This is a genomic window from Rothia sp. HMSC065C03 (genome assembly GCF_001837295.1).
Lineage (GTDB): Bacteria > Actinomycetota > Actinomycetes > Actinomycetales > Micrococcaceae > Rothia.
On the sequence record NZ_KV832006.1, the window covers coordinates 274,745 to 294,160 of the forward strand.

The 19,416-nt window shown below is 63.4% G+C and carries 16 protein-coding genes and 1 riboswitch; all 16 genes read left to right on the top strand.

Annotated features, from left to right (window positions below):
- The first annotated feature begins 293 nt into the window (after positions 1-293).
- The 16 genes from HMPREF2605_RS06820 to trpC all read left to right on the top strand — a co-directional run bounded on the left by HMPREF2605_RS06820 (position 294) and on the right by trpC (position 19,295).
- Complete coding sequence (locus tag HMPREF2605_RS06820) at positions 294-749, top strand: YraN family protein (RefSeq protein ID WP_083324859.1); 456 nt, start codon at positions 294-296, stop codon at positions 747-749.
- The gene (locus HMPREF2605_RS06825; protein ID WP_049337706.1) at positions 749-2,287 is read left to right on the top strand and encodes a YifB family Mg chelatase-like AAA ATPase; all 1,539 of its coding nucleotides are present in this window, start codon (positions 749-751) and stop codon (positions 2,285-2,287) included. The genes HMPREF2605_RS06820 and HMPREF2605_RS06825 overlap by 1 nt, the downstream gene beginning before the upstream one ends.
- 177 nt (positions 2,288-2,464) lie before the next feature.
- Complete coding sequence (locus HMPREF2605_RS06830; RefSeq protein WP_246828178.1) at positions 2,465-3,865, top strand: DNA-processing protein DprA; 1,401 nt, start codon at positions 2,465-2,467, stop codon at positions 3,863-3,865.
- Positions 3,832-4,176 (top strand): DprA-like winged helix domain-containing protein, encoded by a 345-nt coding sequence (locus HMPREF2605_RS09655; RefSeq protein WP_246828179.1) that lies wholly within the window; start codon positions 3,832-3,834, stop codon positions 4,174-4,176. The genes HMPREF2605_RS06830 and HMPREF2605_RS09655 overlap by 34 nt, the downstream gene beginning before the upstream one ends.
- 271 nt (positions 4,177-4,447) lie before the next feature.
- Positions 4,448-5,551 (top strand): tyrosine recombinase XerC, encoded by a 1,104-nt coding sequence (locus tag HMPREF2605_RS06835; protein WP_070847509.1) that lies wholly within the window; start codon positions 4,448-4,450, stop codon positions 5,549-5,551.
- A 251-nt stretch (positions 5,552-5,802) separates the two neighbouring features.
- Complete coding sequence (locus HMPREF2605_RS06840) at positions 5,803-6,702, top strand: ACP S-malonyltransferase (protein WP_070543125.1); 900 nt, start codon at positions 5,803-5,805, stop codon at positions 6,700-6,702.
- A gap of 116 nt (positions 6,703-6,818) precedes the next feature.
- Positions 6,819-7,844, top strand: coding sequence for a beta-ketoacyl-ACP synthase III (locus HMPREF2605_RS06845; RefSeq protein WP_070847511.1), 1,026 nt, complete (start codon positions 6,819-6,821; stop codon positions 7,842-7,844).
- A gap of 204 nt (positions 7,845-8,048) precedes the next feature.
- Positions 8,049-8,291 carry an acyl carrier protein gene (locus HMPREF2605_RS06850; RefSeq protein ID WP_005507475.1) on the top strand — a complete coding sequence of 81 codons (243 nt, stop codon included), beginning with the start codon at positions 8,049-8,051 and terminating at the stop codon, positions 8,289-8,291.
- Between the two features lie 219 nt (positions 8,292-8,510).
- Positions 8,511-9,782, top strand: coding sequence for a beta-ketoacyl-ACP synthase II (gene fabF / locus HMPREF2605_RS06855; protein ID WP_070847513.1), 1,272 nt, complete (start codon positions 8,511-8,513; stop codon positions 9,780-9,782).
- Between the two features lie 1,333 nt (positions 9,783-11,115).
- Positions 11,116-11,313: riboswitch (FMN riboswitch) on the top strand.
- 361 nt (positions 11,314-11,674) lie between these two features.
- Positions 11,675-12,406: a nicotinamide riboside transporter PnuC gene (gene pnuC / locus HMPREF2605_RS06860; protein WP_049337701.1), complete on the top strand. Its 732-nt coding sequence runs from the start codon at positions 11,675-11,677 to the stop codon at positions 12,404-12,406.
- Entirely contained in the window at positions 12,407-13,717 is a 1,311-nt protein-coding gene (gene ribD, locus HMPREF2605_RS06865; RefSeq protein ID WP_070847515.1) for a bifunctional diaminohydroxyphosphoribosylaminopyrimidine deaminase/5-amino-6-(5-phosphoribosylamino)uracil reductase RibD, read from the top strand.
- A gap of 162 nt (positions 13,718-13,879) precedes the next feature.
- On the top strand, positions 13,880-15,160 hold the full coding sequence (gene ribB / locus HMPREF2605_RS06870) for a 3,4-dihydroxy-2-butanone-4-phosphate synthase (RefSeq protein ID WP_070847518.1): 1,281 nt from the start codon (positions 13,880-13,882) through the stop codon (positions 15,158-15,160).
- Positions 15,161-15,168: 8 nt separating this feature from the next.
- Entirely contained in the window at positions 15,169-16,005 is an 837-nt protein-coding gene (locus HMPREF2605_RS06875; protein WP_141762286.1) for a GTP cyclohydrolase II, read from the top strand.
- A gap of 56 nt (positions 16,006-16,061) precedes the next feature.
- Positions 16,062-16,538 carry a 6,7-dimethyl-8-ribityllumazine synthase gene (gene ribH / locus HMPREF2605_RS06880; RefSeq protein WP_005506244.1) on the top strand — a complete coding sequence of 159 codons (477 nt, stop codon included), beginning with the start codon at positions 16,062-16,064 and terminating at the stop codon, positions 16,536-16,538.
- Positions 16,539-16,854: 316 nt separating this feature from the next.
- Positions 16,855-18,465: an anthranilate synthase component I gene (locus HMPREF2605_RS06885; RefSeq protein ID WP_049354762.1), complete on the top strand. Its 1,611-nt coding sequence runs from the start codon at positions 16,855-16,857 to the stop codon at positions 18,463-18,465.
- Between the two features lie 14 nt (positions 18,466-18,479).
- Positions 18,480-19,295: an indole-3-glycerol phosphate synthase TrpC gene (gene trpC, locus HMPREF2605_RS06890; RefSeq protein WP_070634359.1), complete on the top strand. Its 816-nt coding sequence runs from the start codon at positions 18,480-18,482 to the stop codon at positions 19,293-19,295.
- Positions 19,296-19,416 lie beyond the last annotated feature (121 nt).

Consider the following 19,416-nt stretch of genomic DNA (forward strand, 5'->3'; position numbering starts at 1 on the left):
TTCAATGCCTTGCCGGGGTAGGCGCGCCGGTGCCCAAGTTGCCGGGCGGCGGGATTGAATGATGAAAGTGCGCGCAGAACCAGGCGGCGAACCTGCGCAAATATGACGTGCCGAATCGGCGCACGGGCGGTATTTTTGAAAAATATGCCCCAAAATTTCAAATAAACGACTGTGGATAACCTCTAATTCTCTCCGGGAGCCGAGGTTATCCACAGTTTTTCGTTGACCGCATCCGGGCACGCGCGCGGCGGGCACAGTAGAAGCACAACCGCTATCTACCGGGGGAGAGACCCATGACAACAGCCCGAATAACAGCCCGCGCCGCGACCCGAAGCGCGCCCCGCAGAAACCAGCCTCAGAACGCCCTGCCCCGCGCCCACAGCGTCGGGCGTTGGGGTGAGGAGCTGACCGCCCGCATCCTGGAGGCGAACGGCTACCGCATCCTGGAGAGGAACTGGCGACCGCCCGCCGGACTGGAACACGAACAGATCCGCGGGGAGCTCGATCTGATTGCCATCGACCCCGAGGATGAACTGGTTTTCGTTGAGGTCAAGACCCGCAGCAGCGAAGACTTTGGGCACCCGTTCGCGTCCATTGACCGCGATAAGGCGCGCCGCACGCGCTCCCTGGCGATTCTCTGGTGCAGGCTACGCGAGAACCTGGATTTTCCGCGCTTTCGCATTGACGCAATTGCGGTGACCGGAACCTGTGAAACCTTCACCTTCGAGCACCTGAAGGCGGTGGCGTAATGGGGTTCGCACGCACCTATTCCGTGGCGCTGGTTGGCCTGCGCGGGCACATCGTTGACGTTGAGGCGGACATTTCGCAGGGCCTGCCCGGCTTCGTGCTACTGGGCCTGCCGGACACCGCCCTCAACGAGTCGAAAGAGCGTGTGCGCTCCGCGGCGAAGAACACCGGCATCACCCTCACTCAGCACCGACTCACCGTGAACCTGACCCCGGCGACCCTGCCCAAACGCGGCTCGGCGTTCGACCTTGCCATCGTGGTGGCGGCGCTACAGGCGGAGAAGAAACTGCACCCCAGCGGCGATAGCGTCTTCCTGGGTGAGCTGGGCCTGGACGGAACGCTACGCCCCGTGCCGGGCATCCTGCCGGCAGTTAAAGCCGCCGTGGACGCCGGACACCACCGCGTGATTGTGCCCGCCGAAAACGCTGAGGAGGCGGCGCTCATTCCCGGCGCGCAGGTGAGCGGTTTCCGCTGCCTGGCTGAGGTTTTTGCCGCGCTCGGCGCGGAGAGTCAGAAGCTGACCTACCCGCCCGCCCCGCAGACGGAGGCGAGCGCACCGGTAGCGAAACCGACTGAAATTCCCTCCGATATGAGCGATGTTGCCGGTCAGTCACAGGGCCGTTTCGCCCTGGAAATTGCAGCTGCCGGCGGCCACCATATGCTGCTGACAGGCCCGCCCGGCTCGGGTAAAACCATGCTGGCGGAGCGCCTGCCGAGCATCCTGCCGACCCTCGATAATGATGCCGCGATGGAAGTGACCGCTATTCGTTCCCTCTGCTCGGCGGGGGAGCACCTGAGCGAGCTGGTGCGTCAGCCGCCCTTTGAGGCGCCGCATCATAGCGCCTCCGCGCCGGCGATTCTTGGTGGCGGCAGCGGCATTCCCCGCCCGGGCTGTGTGTCTAAAGCGCACCGCGGCGTGCTCTTTCTCGACGAGGCGCCGGAGTTCAAACGCACGGTGCTCGATTCGCTCCGTCAGCCCCTGGAGTCGGGGACCGTGACCTTGGATCGTTCGAGCGCGTCGGCGACCTATCCGGCGCGGTTTCAGCTGATCCTGGCGGCGAACCCGTGCCCCTGCGGCATGAACGTGGGCACCGGTACGGAGTGCACGTGCGCCCCGCGTGAGCGTCGCGCCTATTTTGGGCGGCTGTCCGGCCCGCTGGTGGACCGCATTGACGTGAATGTGACGGTTCCGAAGGTGTCGTCCACGGAGCTTGCGGGCGGTCAGGTGAACGAGAGTTCGGCGCAGATTCGTGAGCGCGTCATGGCGGCGCGACAGGCTCAGCGGGAGCGTCTGGAGCCGTACGGGTTGAAGACGAATGCGGAGATGAACGGCAAGATTTTGCGCGGTCCGTTGCGTCTGGATGCGAAGCTCACCGGCGAACTGAACGCCGCCGTGGACCGCGGAACGCTGACGGCTCGCGGCTACGACCGGGTGCTGCGTATCGCCTGGACTCTCGCCGATTTGGAGGGGGCCGCCTACCCGAGCCGGGAGCACCTGGATGTGGCGCTTTTTCTGCGGCAGCAGGGGCAATTGAAATAATGCGCCAGCTGAAATAGGGCCAGCTGACATAGCGTGCCGGTTTATAGAAGGAATCACTCACGAGAGGAGAAGAACGTCATGAGTGAGAAGAAGCTCAGAAAACGAGCTGAAGAGGCCGAATTGAAAGAAAATGGGCTGAGAGAAACAGCGCCGGACGAGTGTGTGCCAGAAGTGAGCGTGCCTGAAGAGCATGTGCCAGAAGAGCGCGCGGCGGAGGATTTTGTGCAGGAGGAACTGCAGATCCGCCTGCCAGGCCGCACCCTGGATGCGCACGCCCTGGTGCGTGAGAGGGTGGCGCATATTCTGTCGCTGGGGAACGAACCCTCACCGAGCCCCTATAACGCGGCGCGGTTGCCGGGTTTCCTCACCTCCTGCCTGAACCCGGTGTACCTGGAACAGATGAACCTGCAGGACCTGAGCCGGGAAGAGCAGCCGGGGGAGGAACAGCAGAGCGAGGTGCCACAGGGTGAGCACCCCGAACCTGCGGCGGGTACAGCCTCCAGCGGTTCTGACCCTGTGCCTCTGCTCAATCCAGCACCCCTGTTCAACCCCGCCCTCAGCGCGGAGCAGGTTGAGGCGGCGTGCCGCGAGTACATCCGCTGCTGCACCGCCCAGCTGATGCGCTACGCCGAACCCGCCGATGAGCTCGTGGTCGAATCCCTCACCACCCTGGGAGCGCCGCTGACCCTGCACTACCTGCTGACCGGGCACATCCCCGATGCGCACACCTGGGAGCACGGCGAACCGGATACGCAGCTCAGCGATTATTTGCACTCGGTGGGCGCACCCGCGGAAGGGGAGTCCGCCCTGTTCTGTAGCGCGAATGGCTACTACACGCCGGGTGAGCATCAGATGAGCCGCGATAAGTTCGGCAAGGCGCTCGCGACCCGCCGCCTGCGCTGGAACCGCCGCATGGAACGCACCCTGAACGCGGAGGCGCACATGGCGGCAACCTGCGGGGCGTGGCTGGTCACTCCCGCCGATCCGCTGTGGCCGCCGCAGCTGAACGATTTGGGGCCTGCTCGACCGTACGGGCTGTGGTGCCGAGGCGATTCGCGGCACCTGCTGGATGTGGCCTCTGCCCCGAGCGTGGCGCTGGTCGGTTCGCGTGACCCGAGCATCTACGGTACGGAGGCGACGACCCACCTTGCCGCCGAGCTGGCACGCCGCGGGTACACGGTGATTTCTGGCGGTGCGATGGGCATCGATATTGCGGCGCATCGGGCGGCGCTGACCCAGCAGGGTAGTGACCTGCCGACCATTGCCTTCATGGCGGGTGGGCTGGATCGGCTGTACCCGGCGCAGAACTCGGATGCGTTGAATATGATTGTTGACCGCGGGCTCATCATGAGCGAGGTGAGTGTGGGTAACACCCCGACGCGTTGGCGTTTTCTGGAGCGTAACCGCCTGATTGCGGCGTTGGCGCGGCACACCATTGTGGTGGAGGCACGCTGGCGTTCCGGTGCCCTGAACCGGCTCGTCACGCGATGGAGATTGGGCGTACCCTCTGGGCGGTTCCGGGGCAGATTAATTCGCCGAACTCGGTGGGCACGAACCGTCTGCTGCGCGATGGACTAGCGCAAACACTCACCGAGGCCGCCGACATCCTCGAGTACGATGCCGCCGCAGGGTTTGAGCTGGGCACCGAGCACGAGAGCGAGTGGGATCAGGCTGCCTCCTCCAGCGCGCTGGATGAGCTGACCGAGCGACAGGGTAGGGTCTGGGACGATTTGAGCCCGCGTTCCTACCGTGGCGTGGACGAGATTGCCGCCGCTCTCGGTTTGAGCGCTCGCGACGTGATGGCTGACCTGTTCCACCTGGGCCGTTGCGGTCTTGCGGAGAGCAGCGGAACGAGCTGGAGGAAGGTCCGCCCGGCTGTCGCAGCCTAGGAGAGCCCCCGCTGAACACCTCAGCTGAACACCTCAGCCGAACACCCCGGCTATAGCGGGATACGCCGGTCGGTCATGACGGGACGGCACGTCATGACGGGGCGGTGCGTGGAGAGCGTAGAACCTCTCTACAATTGGGGTAGGCTTGCGCGCACTGGCGCGGACCCTACCCCGCCGCCCTATCGGTAGAGGTGCCGGGGGACAGAAATACAACGTCGAGAAGCATCAACGCCGCTAGAGTCAGGAACCTGAATCACGAAAGGAGGGACGCATGACCGCCACCCGCCAGCACGAAAACCGAGCTGAAAACCGGAACGAAAACCGGGAAGAGTACCGGGATGATGCTCCCTCCACGACCCTGCCGGTGACCTACACCCGCACGCTTGCGCCGGAGCAAGTAGAGAGCTCCGCCCTACCCGACTCTGCCCTGCCCGAGTCGGCACTGGGCGTTTCCGGTGAGGTATTCCGCCCCGTCCTGGACCGTTTTGAGCGTTTTTTGCGCTATGAGAAGCACCGTTCCGAAGAGACGATTCGTTCCTATATTTCGGATTTGGAGGGCTTCTTCGGCTATATGGCGCGCCGCGGTGTGCGGCATCTGGACAGCATTGATGCGTCCCTGATTCGTGAGTGGTTGGGTTCACTACATCTGCGGCAGGCGGCTCGTTCTACGGTGGCGCGCCGCGGTTCGACCCTGCGCACGTTCTTCACCTGGGCTCAGGAGGAGGAGCTGGTGCAGGCCAACCCGACCCGCGGTATGCGCACCCCCAAGCGGGAGAATCACCTGCCGCCGGTGCTGAGCCGTGAGCAGATGAACCAGCTGCTGACTACCCTGCAGGAGCGTCGGGCGCAGGATCCTCGGGATGCGCGCCTGCTGCGCCTGGAAGCCGTGGTTGAGGTTCTGTACGCCTCGGGCATGCGTATTTCTGAGCTGACCGGCCTGGATTTGCAGAGCGTGGACCGGGCGAATAAGACGGTGCGCGTGCTGGGTAAGGGCAATAAGGAGCGCGTGGTGCCGCTGGGTACCCCGGCGCTTAAGGCGTTGAATCGTTGGGTGTCCTATGGTCGTCCGCAGTGGATTCCGGAGGGTGCGCAGGGCGTGACGGCGCTGTTTATTGGCCCTCGGGGCGGGCGTGCGAATACCCGCCAGATTCGTGAGGACCTGACCCGCCTGCTGCGCACGGTGGAGAACACTCAGGCGTCGGGCGCGCACGTTTTGCGTCATTCGGCGGCAACTCACCTGGTGGATGGTGGCGCCGATATTCGTTCGGTGCAGGAGCTTCTGGGGCATTCGTCGTTGGCGACCACGCAGATTTACACGCACGTGTCGATGAAGCGTCTGGCGGAGACGTACGCGCGGGCGCATCCGCGAGCATAGGGGTGACACCCCGAAAATTAGCTGTCTCTCTATTTGAACCTTGCCCGTTCGGGTTGTACGAATGGACGAGTTCAATCTAAGCTATACACTGTTCAATGTCTGCCTAAATATCCCGCGCAGCCCAAAGTTTCTGCACAGTGATGTTTATACAGGGCGGCTGAACAAGGTAGCATAGGTAACAGACTAACCGTGGTCTCCGTCTCTATAATGGCACCGCGTACGAGTACTAAAAACCAGAAAGGTCGCACCGCATGCGCGCACTCGTTTGCCCCGGACAGGGCTCCCAGAAGAAGGGCTTCCTGAGCCCCTGGCTCGAGATTGAAGGTGTGCGTGAGCACCTGGAACGACTCTCTGAAGCGGCAGGCATCGACCTGATTCACTACGGCACCGAAGCCGAAGAAGAAACCATCAAGGACACCGCAATCGCCCAGCCCCTCATCGTGGCTGCAGGCATCGTCACCGGTCGCCTCGCACTGCGCGAACTCGACGGTGAAGAGCTCATCTTCGCGGGCCACTCCGTCGGCGAAATCACCGCAGCAGCCCTCGCAGGCGTACTCAGCGACGAAGACGCAATGCGTTTCGTGCGCGTGCGCGCTAACGGCATGGCGGAGGCGGCAGCCGCCTCCCCGACCGGCATGGCTGCAGTACTCGGCGGCGTTGAAGAAAACGTCCGCGAAGCCATCGACGCAGCAGGCCTCGTCGCAGCAAACTCCAATGGCGGCGGCCAAATCGTAGCCGCAGGCCCCATCCCCGCCATCGAAGCATTCGCCGCGAACCCGCCCGCACGCGCTCGCGTCATCCCCCTGAAGGTCGCTGGCGCATTCCACACCGAGGCAATGGCACCCGCCGTGCCCGCACTGGAAGAGTTCGCCGCATCCCTGCAGGTCTCCGACCCGACCTCTGCACTGCTGACCAACCGCGACGGTTCCGCCGTGGCATCCGGTGAAGAGTTCGTCAAGACCCTCGTCTCCCAGGTCACCAGCCCCGTCCGCTGGGATCTGTGCATGGCAACCCTGCTTGAGCGTGAGGTCGCCGGCATTATTGAGGTCGCTCCCGCAGGCACCCTGATCGGCCTGGCAAAGCGCGCGATGCGCGGCGTGCCCGGCACCTCCATCAACACTCCCGAGGATCTCGCCTCGCTGAAGGGCTAAACACTGGGGGAGAGCGCCCCGCCCTCCCCGCAATGGGAACCCTTCACACTAGACATGCACTTTAGACATGCAAGGCACACAGTGCCTTGCGAGCATCAGCACTAAGGATTGAATACGTGACTACCCTCAAGCAGTACGAAATCAACCGCTACTCCCGCATCCTCGGTTACGGCGCAGCCCGCGGTGAGGTCATCGTCCCCAACGACGACATCGTTGAGGCAATCGACTCCTCCGACGAGTGGATCAAACAGCGCACCGGCATCGCAACTCGCCACCGCGCCAGCGAAAACCAGTCGGTAACCGACCTTGCCATCGGTGCCGCCAAGGACGCCCTCGAAGCATCCGGTGTAGCCGGTGAGGACATTGAGGCGGTCATCATCTCGACCATCTCGCACCCCTACGCAACCCCCTCCCTGGCAACCCTGGTCGCCGACGCAATCGGCTCCAAGTGCCCCGCATACGACATCTCTGCAGCGTGTGCAGGTTTCTGCTACGGCATCGCCCAGGCAGACGCCCTCGTCCGCGCCGGCACCGCAAAACACGTGCTGGTCATCGGCGTTGAGAAGCTCTCCGACTTCATCGACAACACCGAACGCACCATCTCCTTCCTGCTCGGAGACGGCGCAGGCGCAGCAGTCGTAGGCGTCTCCGACGAACCCGGCATTGCCCCGACCGTATGGGGTTCGGACGGTTCCCGCTGGGGCACCGTCGGCATGACCCACTCCCTGCTGGACATCCGCAACCGCGACTTCGTCGCAAACCCCGTCGAAGAAGGCGAAAAGATTTGGCCCACCCTGCGTCAGGACGGCCCCTCCGTCTTCCGCTGGGCAGTATGGGAAATGGCGAAGGTCGCCAAGCAGGCACTCGAAACCGCCGGCATCACCCCCGACGAGCTCGGCGCGCTCATCCCGCACCAGGCAAACGCCCGCATCATTGACCAGATGGTCAAGACCCTCAAACTTCCCGACACGGTGGCAGTGGCACGCGACATCGTCGATGCCGGTAACACCTCCGCCGCATCGGTCCCCCTCGCCGCGCACCGCCTGCTCAAGGAGAACCCGGAACTCTCCGGCAAGCTCGCCCTGCAGATTGGTTTCGGTGCCGGCCTGGCATTCGCAGCTCAGGTAGTCGTCCTTCCCTAAGGAAAACCACCAGAGCCCGATGCTCCCCGCCCCTCACGACCGGCACAGCGCCGGTGCGCGAGAAAGAAAAGAAAGCGGGAAAGCATCCCCACAAACTCCGAGTTGACGCATGCGTACACCACGCAGACACGATAAACTCGGTAATGCACGCGTACCCCCACCCGGCGGGTGCGATGACCATCGAAAAAACAAAGGAGCCCCTGAATGGCTAACAAGGAAGAGATCCTCGCAGGTCTGGCAGAAATCGTTAACGAAGAGACCGGCGTTGAGGTTGAGGACGTTCAGCTGGACAAGTCCTTCACCGAGGACCTGGACATCGACTCCATCTCGATGATGACCATCGTCGTGAACGCTGAGGAGAAGTTCGAGGTGACCATCCCGGACGAAGAGGTCAAGAACCTCAAGACCGTTGGCGACGCAGTCGAGTTCATCGCGAACGCTGCCTAAGCTATAACCAATAACGAGGCGGCGCGGGCTCTCACCGGCCCGCGCCGCATCGCTATTCACTCAGCTTTCAATCCAACATACCCCCGGGAACACACAGGGTGCGATGACTGCACTCTCCACGGCGTGAAAACGCCCACTGTAAACCCCGGGTCCAACAGGTTTTTATCCACACACCACCGGATAAACCACCAAATCGACCACCGAAGAGAAAGTGCCACAATGTCTCGAAAAGTGCTGGTGACCGGCCTCGGCGCGACCACCCCCATTGGCGGCGACGTCCCCACCACCTGGGAAAACGCAACCAAGGGCGTATCTGGTGTATCCACCCTCGACCACCCCTGGGTCAAGGAATACGACCTGCCCGTATACATTGCAGGCCAGCTCGCTGTGCCCGCCCTCGAATCCGGCCGCCTCACCAAGGTAGAAGCAAAGCGCCTGGATCCCTCGGGCCAGCTCGCCCTCATCGCCGCACGCGAAGCATGGGAAGACGCAGGATTCTCCGGCCCCGACGCCGAATCCGCAGAAGAAGTCGACCCCGAACGCACCGGCGTAGCCTTCGGCACCGGTATCGGCGGCGTGTGGACCCTTCTCGACGCATGGGACACCCTCCGCGAAAAGGGCCCCCGCCGCGTCCTCCCTATGACCGTTCCCATGCTCATGCCCAACGGCAACGCAGCAGCCGTCTCCATGAACCTCAAGGCACGCGCCGCAGCACAGACCGTCGTCTCCGCATGCGCATCCTCCACCGAAGCCATGCAGCTCGGTGCTGAAATGATCCGCAGCGGCAAGGCAGACGTCGTTATCGTCGGCGGTGCCGAAGCAGCAATCCACCCGCTTCCCATGGCAGCATTCGCCAAGATGCAGGCACTCTCCTCCCGCAGCGACGAACCCGAAAAGGCATCCCGCCCCTACGACGTCGACCGCGACGGCTTCGTCATGGGTGAAGGCGCAGCAGCCCTCATCCTCGAATCCGAAGAGCACGCCAAGGCACGCGGCGCACGCGTCTACGCGGAACTGGCAGGCACCGGCGTATCCGCCGACTCCTACCACATCACCGCACCGGACCCCGCAGCACTCGGCGCAACCCGCGCACTGCGCGAAGCCCTCGAAGACGGCAACATCGACCCGAAGACCGTCGTGCACATCAACGCGCACGCCACCAGCACCCCCGCCGGTGACCTGCCCGAAGCAACCGCAATGCACGAAACCTTCGGCGAGCACACCAAGAACATTGCCGTCTCCGCAACCAAGTCCATGACCGGCCACCTGCTCGGCGGCGCGGGCGCACTCGAAGCCGTACTCACCGTACTGGCACTGCACCACCGCACCGCACCCTGCACCATCAACCTGGACAACAAGGACCCCCAGATTGACCTGGACGTGGTGACCGAGGCACGCGAGCTGCCCGCCGGTGAGATTGTGGCACTGTCGAACTCCTTCGGTTTCGGCGGCCACAACGCGGTTGTAGCATTCCGCTCCGTAGAGGACTAAAAACTCTTCGACAGCCTTATAGGTAAGGGCACGTCGGACAATGCTAGCGGGGGAGTGCCCCCTCTGCGGCGCTGGGGCGCCTTGAGGACGGAGCCCCCGCTACGCATTCCCGACGCACCCTCACCGGTTTTGATACGTACAGGGTCGCCTGTGATAGTTAGCTATCGCGGGCGACCCTGTTTGCGTATGAAGTTTTACCCGTGGGTTAGTTGTTTGAGAAGGCATAACCGGACGCCGCTCGCGGGGGAGTGCCCCCTCTGCGGCGCTGGGGCGCCTTGAGGACGGAGCCCCCGCTTCGCGTGTCCGGTACGCACTCTAGGTCGCCTATCCCTTGAGGTAGGGAATATAGGTGGCTTGGTACGGGGTTTCCTTCTCGGGGTAGTTTGCCTCAGTCTGGGGTATATGAGGCTGGTCTGGGGCTGAGTTTCGTGCGCAGCTTGCCCGAGTTTGGGGTGGGCAGGGTTTCACAGGTTAAAAACGGGTGGCGTATTCGCTCCGGCACTGCGAATACGCCACCCAAACACACCACACTCCACAAGACAATGCAGAGCGCGCGGGATCAACCATCCCGCAAGGTTCCCGTAACCCCCATCGCGCACCACGGTAGGCGACGACAGAAGAACGGGAGTCTATGACCGTTCGACACGCACAACACCCCACACAAAGGGGTACACAATGTACGATCTTCCGGAAGTATTTCGACGGGGCCCCCACGCCGGCTCCGTTGAGAAAACAATTCGGTGTGGTTGCCTCCCGATGGTGAAGCACCTCAGCATCGTGTGCCGCATAAACCGCGCAGTTTAGTGCGCGCAGATGCTGCGTCGAAAACTATCCAAAGAATGCAGTCCACGGAGTAGTCTTCCAGCTTCAAATGGCAGAAGCTTAAGGGTTTGATGTGAGTGCTCGGATGGTCCGAATCATGTCGCTCTCAACGGAACCGGTTTATCGGTGATGGGAGCTCCTGTAGATAAGAATAACCTTAAATCACCCCTGGAGTAAACCTTAAACCAATAATTTAACCTTATTGTTATAATTCCTTGTCATAAAGGTATTGACGGGTGTTCAATGTGTTCTGGGTAACCCCTCAGAAGGTCCTCATAACTCTTTGGTCTGTTTGGTGCTCTCCACCGTTATGAAACCGTGATAAATCATCCCCGAAAACTTGAAGAATCGGGTTCCAAAACGGTCCCGCAAGTGACTACCGCGAGGGCTTGTTGAGAGGGTCTTGAAGGCGCGCTGAGAGTACAGTCATAAAACGTCATCTTGTCACGGAAGTTATCCCAGAGAAAACAAATTAAACCCCCTGCGTGCGCTGTGGCATAATCAGTATCAACATCGTGCTCCGGGGTCGGTGAAATTCCGAACCGGCGGTCACAGCCCGCGAACCACTCTCGCAGGCAGGCAAAAATCGTACGAATCTTCGCATCCGCACAGGATGCAAGACTCCGCTAGAGAAGCCCGCCCGCAAGAGAGGCCGAACCGGTGAAAATCCGGTGCCGACAGTACAGTCTGGATGGAAGGTAGCACGAGCAGAAAAAGGCAGGAGCGCACTCTGTCGAGCCGCCCGAGAAACCTTGGGACAGCTTGCATCGCGCACCCAACGCAGTTGTTTCAGAGAGCATCAGCTTTTTGTGAGACAGGGGAGAGGCATCTTTCGTAGGTGCCGGTACGTTATTCCCCTCGACCGCAGCCGGCTGGTGTCAGCTGCGGTTTTCAGCTACGGTTGGCTGAATCGCCGCTCCCGCCTCACCACGGATACCGGCCATCCCATAAATCGGGCACCCCATAAGATGCCCGCGGTAGCCGCCCTTTTCTGTTCCTCTCCCCGGAGCCGCCGCAGATGCGCACCCAGCGCATCCGACACACGGTCCAACTCAGAGAGGAAAGAAACAATGGACATCCTGCGGTGGCTCTTCGACGCACAAATTCACGTGGGGGATCAGTCCCTCCTCGTGCGCGAAGTTCTCGGAAACGCATTCGGCCTGGCATCGGCGCTCGGCGGAATGCGACGCAAAGTATGGGCGTGGCCCGTCGGCATTCTCGGCAACCTACTGCTCCTCACCGTCTTCCTGGGCGCCCTCGTCGGCAGCCCGCACCCCGTCACCATGCTCGGCCAGGCAGGCCGCCAGATCATGTTTATTGCCGTGTCCATCTGGGGCTGGCATCGTTGGCGCGCCACCCGCGCCGCCGGTGGTGACGCCTCCGAAGGTGCCGCGGTGATCCCCAAGTGGGCTACCAACACCGAACGCGCAGGCCTGGTTGTCGCCATGGTCGCAGGCACCCTGCTACTCACCCCCATCTTCCGCGCCCTCGGCTCCTACGAACCCGTCTGGTCCGACGCCTGGATCTTCACCGGCTCGCTGCTCGCCACCTACGGCATGGCGCGCGGCTGGGTTGAATTCTGGCTCATCTGGGTTGCCGTCGACCTGGTCGGCGTGCCGCTGCTGTGGAGTGCAGGCTACTACGCGACCTCCTTCATGTACGTGTTCTACGGGTGCTTCACCCTGGTTGGTTTCTTCGTCTGGTGGCGCACCCGCAACCTGGAGGCACAGAAAACCCAGGTGCAGACCCAGTTCCCCGACGTGACCGTTGAAGTAACCGACGTGCAGAAGGGCCGTGCATAAATGCCGCAGAACCCCTCGCAGCAGGTGCTGGCGAGCGCGCACCTGCCCGTAACCGTCACCCCGAGCGTATCTTCGCCGCGCAACGATGTGGACTATTCTGCCGCGGAGTACGGCCACCTCGCCGGGCTGCCCGCCGCACGCACCCTCCAGCTGCCCAGCCCCGAGCAGGAGCTCAGCCACGCAGAAGCCATGACCCTGGCACTGCAGGCGGCACGCCAGGGTATTCGCGGCGCGAATCCCCTCGTCGGCGCCGTCATCACTGACGCGCACGGGCACCTGCTGCACGTGGGCTACCACCGAGGCGCAGGCACCCCGCACGCCGAAGCAGACGCCCTCGCCGCCGCCCGAGCCACGGGAACCGACCTCACCGGCGCCCGCATGTACGTGAGCCTCGAGCCCTGCAACCACACCGGACGCACCGGCCCCTGCTCCCACGCCGTCGCCGAGGCGGGCATTAGCGAACTCTACTACGCCTACAGCGACGACACCGAAAACGCAGCCGGAGGCGCCGCCTACCTGCGCTCGCAGGGCGTCACCGTGCACGCCATGGAGGAGTTCGCGAACGCATCCTACCTGCTGAACGAGCGCTGGTTCATTGCCGCCGCCGAACGCCGCCCCTTCATCACCGCAAAGAGCGCTTCTACCCTGGATGGGTTCATTGCGGCTGCTGACGGAACGAGCAAGTGGATTACCGGCCCCGCCGCGCGCATTGACGGGCATCTGATTCGTCACCGCGCTGACGCCGTCATGATTGGCACCCGAACCACCCTCATGGACGACCCGACCCTGGACGCGCGCGATGCCAACGGGGAACGCTTTGAGAAGCAGCCGCTGCGCGTGGTCATGGGCAAGACCGAGATTACGGAGAACTACCGGATTCGCGGCCTGAACCCGCCCGAAGGCGTGGAGGCAGACCCGCAGAACTTCCTGCAGATTTTCACCCACGACCCGCGTGAACTGCTCGATGAGCTGTACGCCCGCGGCGTGCGGCACCTCATGATTGAGGGCGGCCCCGGCATGATCGGCCTCTTCGCAGGTGAGGACCTCATCGACGAGATGGTCTGGTACCGCGCGCCCATGATTATGGGTCGAGGCAAGAGCGCCGTGTACCGTCTGCTCGTGGACACCCTCGCGCAGGCACCGCGCCTGCAGCTGGACGACCTGGGCATGTTCCCGGCGGTGCGCGTGCTCGGCAATGACACCGCAACGCACCTGGTGCCGGCACCTCGCGGAACGGTGCAGGAACCCGGCAAACGGCGGACCCTGCCGAAGCTGGATGCCTGCCACGCGCCCGAACCAAGACTGGATTAGCCGCGACGGGCAGTGCTGGATGGTTCGCATGCTGGCACAAAAACTCCCCGTCACGGGGAATATTCGAAAAATACGTATAGTTATACCGACGAACAAACCATCGCCGCCCGTCGCCCTCAACGACGACGCCCCGGCGGACACGGCGAGAAAAGGAAAGCACACATGTTTACCGGAATCATTGGCGCCCTCGGCACCGTAGAATCCATCACCCCCATCGAAGGTAGCGACGCAGCCTATCTGACCCTCAACGCCGGAGACATCGTCGCCGACCTCGAACACGGCGGCTCCCTCGCCGTCAACGGTGTATGCCTCACCGCTATTGACCTTGACCAGCTGCAGCCCGGCCAGTTCCGCGCCTACGCCATGGGCGAGACCCTGCGCCGCACCAACCTCGGCAACCTGAACCCCGGCGACACCGTCAACCTGGAGCGTTGCCTGCCCGCCGGTGGTCGCCTCGACGGTCACGTCGTGCAGGGCCACGTGGATGCGGTGGGCACCCTCGCATCCGTCACCGCGCACGAGGCGTGGAGCACCCTGCGTTTCAACCTGCCCGCCGAGCTGGCACCCCTGCTCGCGGAGAAGGGCTCCATCGCTGTTTCTGGCGTGTCCCTGACCGTCACCGCCGTTTCTGAGCCCGGTGTTACCCCCGCATGGTTCGAGGTCGGTCTGATTCCCGAAACCCTGAAGGCAACCAACCTCGGCGCGCTCAAGGTCGGCGACAGCGTGAACCTTGAGACCGATGCGCTCGCTAAGTACGTGCAGCGCCTGACCGCGTTTGCTGGCGTGCCGCAGACTGCTTCTGAGCAGGTTGCACCCCGCCGCGCCGACGCCGCAAGCGTTCTCGACAGCGTGCAGACCGCGGTGGACGCTATCGCCGCCGGTCGCGCCGTAGTCGTCGTTGACGATGAGGACCGCGAAAACGAAGGTGACATCATCTTCGCTGCCGAGCACGCAACCCCCGAGCTGATGGGCTTCATGATTCGCTACACCTCCGGCGTCGTGTGCGCGCCCATGAGCAACAAGCGTGCCGACGAGATGAACCTGCCGCCCATGGTCACCAACAACGAGGACCCCAAGGGCACCGCCTACACCGTCTCCTGCGATGCGGCCTCCAGCGTGAGCACCGGCATTTCCGCGGCGGACCGCGCACGCACCGTGCAGATCCTCGCGGACGCATCCTCCACCCCGGCGGATATTACCCGCCCCGGCCACATCTTCCCGCTGCGCGCCGTTGACGGCGGCGTGGCGGAGCGCCCCGGCCACACCGAAGCCGCAGTGGAACTCTCCCTCGCGGCGGGCCTGTCCGGCGTGGGCGTTATCGCCGAGGTCGTGCACGACGACGGCTCCATGATGCGTTTTGATGCCCTGCGCGCCTTCGCAACCGAGCACAACCTGCCCATGATCTCTATCGAAGACCTCATCAAGTACGTAGCTAAGGCGTAGGAGAACGCATGAGCGAAACCCCTAACACCCAAGCAACGCCAGGCACTCCCGCAGAGCTGAGCACCCCCGCGGCTGTCACCTTGGCAGAGCCGGGCACCCCCTCAGCGGACACCTTGGTCGAGTCGGTTGAGGCGCAGGTTGAAGAGCTCAGCGCCGAATCCCTGCGCATCGCCTCCCAGCTCGCTGAAGGCTACCGAGTCAGCCCCCTCGACATGGTGCCCAACCCCAGCCCGCTGCTGGTAGAAAGCACCGAAGAGGTCGCCGTACCCACCCCGCAGGGTGTGTTCGGTTTGCGCGCCTGGCGATTCGCAGACGGCGCCGAGCACCTCAGTGCCCGTGCCCTCGACCGTGACGGCACCCCCGTACCCGCCGAGGACGGGGGAGCGCCCGCGGTGCGCATCCACTCCGAATGCGCCACCGGCGATATTTTCGGTTCATTCCGATGCGATTGCGGCCCCCAGCTGGAGAACGGCCTGCGCATCATTGGCCGCACCGGCGGGTACCTCATCTACGTGCGCAACCATGAAGGACGCGGTATCGGCTTGGTCAACAAGCTCCGCGCCTACGCGCTGCAGGATGCCGGGCTCGACACCCTCGACGCGAACCTGGCGCTCGGCCTGGACGGCGACATGCGCGACTACTCGCAGGCGGCACTGATCCTGCAGGAACTCGGTGTGAACGAGCTGAGGCTCGTGACCAACAACCCCGCCAAGCAGGAGGCGCTCGAAAGCCTCGGTCTGCAGGTCGCCGAACTCATCCCGGATGAAATTCCCTCCCGAGTTGAGAACGCTCACTACCTGCAGACCAAGCGTGAGCGCATGCGCCACGTGCTCAAAAGCGCGTAGCGGCACCCCTGCAAACTAAACTTTTCACAAACCCAGAACCCCACAAGGAGAACACAATGAGCGGCGTAGGCGCAGCAGACACCACCCTCAACCCCGAAGACTACAAGGGCTTCAAGCTCGCAATCGTAGCGGCAAGCTGGCACACCCAGGTCATGGACGGCCTCATCGACGGTGCACAGCGTGCAGCACGCGATGCAGGCATCGAGCCGACCCTCGTGCGCGTTCCCGGCACCTTCGAGCTGCCCGTCGCAGCAACCCGCCTCGCTGAGAAGTTCGACGCAATCGTCGCGCTCGGCGTGGTTATCCGTGGCGGCACCCCCCACTTCGACTACGTCTGCCAGGGCGCAACCAACGGCCTGACCGACGTGTCCGTGCTGACCGGCCGCCCCATCGGCTTCGGCGTGCTCACCTGCGATAACGAGCAGCAGGCACTCGACCGTGCAGGCCTGGAAGGCTCCAACGAAGACAAGGGCTACGAGGCGACCGCGGCGGCACTGCAGACCGCAGCAACCCTCAAGCAGTTCAGCAACTAACACGGCTGAACGGTACGCGGCTCAGTTTCACGAAGAGAACGTTCTGATCTTCACCGTGGAACTGGGCCGTAGTACCGGTTAAACTGAAACAACCCGCGCACCGGGCTTACCGGGATTTATCAGGCATTATCGGGCGTCTATGGATCTGGCAAGTATGCGCCAGAGAGATACACACCGGAACATATGTCCCGGTACCCCATGTACCGGTAAAACCCCATGTACCGGTAAAACCCCATGTACCGGTAAAAACCCCGCGCAGCAGCTAAGGGACACAGCGCACCGACGCGCTCCCAAACCAACACCAAGGAGTACAGCAATGCAGGATTTGGGCACCATCACCCCCAGCCTCGAAGAATTCCGCGCCCGCGCAGCCGGCACCCGCGTCATTCCCGTACACATCAAAATCCTCGCCGACTCACTCACCCCCATCGGCATCTACCGATCCCTCGTACTCCAAAACGACCAGGGCGAACCCGTCGATGCAGCCCACGGCACCTTCCTGCTCGAATCCGCCAAAATCTCCGCAGAAGGCGAATCCGCAGCCTGGGACCGCTACTCCTTCATCGGCGCGTCCTCCCGCTCCACCCTCACCACCGTTGACGGCGCAGTCCACTGGCAGGGCCGCACCCCCGCCGGCGCACCCGTCGACGGCGACCCCGTAGAAGCCATCGCAAAGACCCTGCAGATGCTCTACACCGAACCCGACCCGACCCTGCCGCCGCTCACCTCCGGCCTGGTTGGCTACCTCGGCTGGGACGTCGTGCGCCACTGGGAGCACCTGCCGTTCCCGCCCGCCGATGACGTGAACCTGCCCGAATTCGCGCTCAACATGGTCTCCGACATGGCAATTCACGACAACAAGGACGGCACCGTCCTGCTCGTCGCCAACGCCATCAACTTCAACGGCACCAGCGAAAACGTTGACGGCGCCTACGAGGATGCCGTCGCGCGCCTGCACAGCATGCTCCGCCGCCTACAGCGCGGCGCCACCGCAACCACCTCCACTCTCTCCGGCGTGGCAGACGTTGACCGTAAGGTCCGCGAAGACGTCACCCTCACCTGGAGCGAACAGGGCTTCAAGGACGCCATCGACCGCTCCAAGAAGAACATCATCGACGGCGACGTCTTCCAGATCGTGCTCTCACGCCGATTCGAAGCCGAAACCAACGCCAAGGCACTCGACGTGTACCGTGTACTGCGCCAGTCCAACCCCTCGCCGTACATGTACCTCTTCAACTTTGAAGACAGCAACGGCACCCCCTTCCACATCGTCGGCTCCTCCCCGGAGGCGCTCGTCACCCTCAAGGACGGCATCGCCAGCACCCACCCCATCGCCGGTTCCCGCCCGCGCGGCGCAACCCGCGAAGAAGACCTCGCACTCGCCGAGGAACTGCTCGCCGACCAGAAGGAACGCTCCGAACACCTCATGCTCGTCGACCTGGCACGCAACGACCTCTCGCGCATCGCCAAGCCCGGAACCGTATCCGTCGACCAGTTCATGATTATTGAGCGATTCAGCCACATCATGCACATTTCCTCCGCCGTCAGCGCCGAACTCGACCCGCAGTTCAGCGCCTACGACGTGCTGCGCGTCGCCTTCCCGGCAGGCACCCTCTCCGGTGCCCCCAAGCCGCGCGCCATGCAGCTCATCGACGAATACGAACCCACCCGCCGCGGCGTCTACGGCGGCGTATGTGGCTACTTCGACTTCGCCGGCAACATGGACATGGCAATCGCCATCCGCACCGCCGTACTCAAGGAAGGCACCGCCTACGTACAGGCAGGTGCGGGCCTCGTCATGGACTCCAACCCGGACTCCGAAACCCTCGAAACCGTCAACAAGTCCGCCGCCCCGTTGCGCGCCGTGCTGACCGCCTCCGGCCTGGCACCCCTGGACGCAGACGCAGCCGTCAACGCCACCAAGTAACCCAAGGAGACACCATGAGCACCGTTCTCGACGAGATCATCGTCGGCGTCCGCGAAGACCTCGCCGCCCGCGTACAGCAGGTTCCCCTCGAAGAAATGAAGAAGCGCGCCCTCGCAGCCGCACCCGCCCGTGACGCGCTTGCCTCCCTACGCGGTGAAGTACCCGGCGGCGGCAACGGCGCAACCGCACGCATCATCTCTGAGGTGAAGCGCTCCTCACCCTCCAAGGGTGCCCTCGGCGAGATTCCGGACCCCGCTGCGCTTGCCGCACGCTACGAGGCAGGTGGCGCCGCAGCAATCTCCGTGCTCACCGAGCAGCGCCGATTCAACGGCTCCCTCGCCGACCTCGATGCAGTCCGCGCCGCCGTGAACATCCCCGTGCTGCGTAAGGACTTCACCGTCGACGAGTACCAGATTTGGGAGGCCCGCGCGCACGGCGCCGACCTGGTGCTGCTCATCGTCGCGGCCCTCGATGAGAAGACCCTGCGCGAGTTCCTCGAACTCACCGAGTCGCTCGGCATGAACGCGCTGGTCGAGACCCACACCCCCGAAGAGATTGAGGTCGCCCAGCGCATCGGCGCCAAGATTGTGGGCATCAACGTGCGCAACCTCAAGACCCTTGAGGTCAATAACGAGCACTACGCATCCCTCGCGGCGCACCTGCCCAACTCGGTGATTAAGGTTGCCGAGTCCGGTGTCGCCGGCATCGAGGATGTGCGCGCCTACGCCGGCGCCGGTGCGGATGCAATCCTCATCGGTGAAGCGCTGGTACGCTCCGGCGACCCGGAAGGTACCGTGCGCGAATTCTCCAAGGTGCCCGTGAGCCGATAGGGGGTGCTAAGAGAAGGCGGCCGGACAACGCTCGCGGGGGAGTGAGGCTTCCGTGGGCTAGTTGTTTGAGATGGCGTATCGGACAACGCTTGCGGGGGAGTGCCCCCTCTGCGGCGCTGGG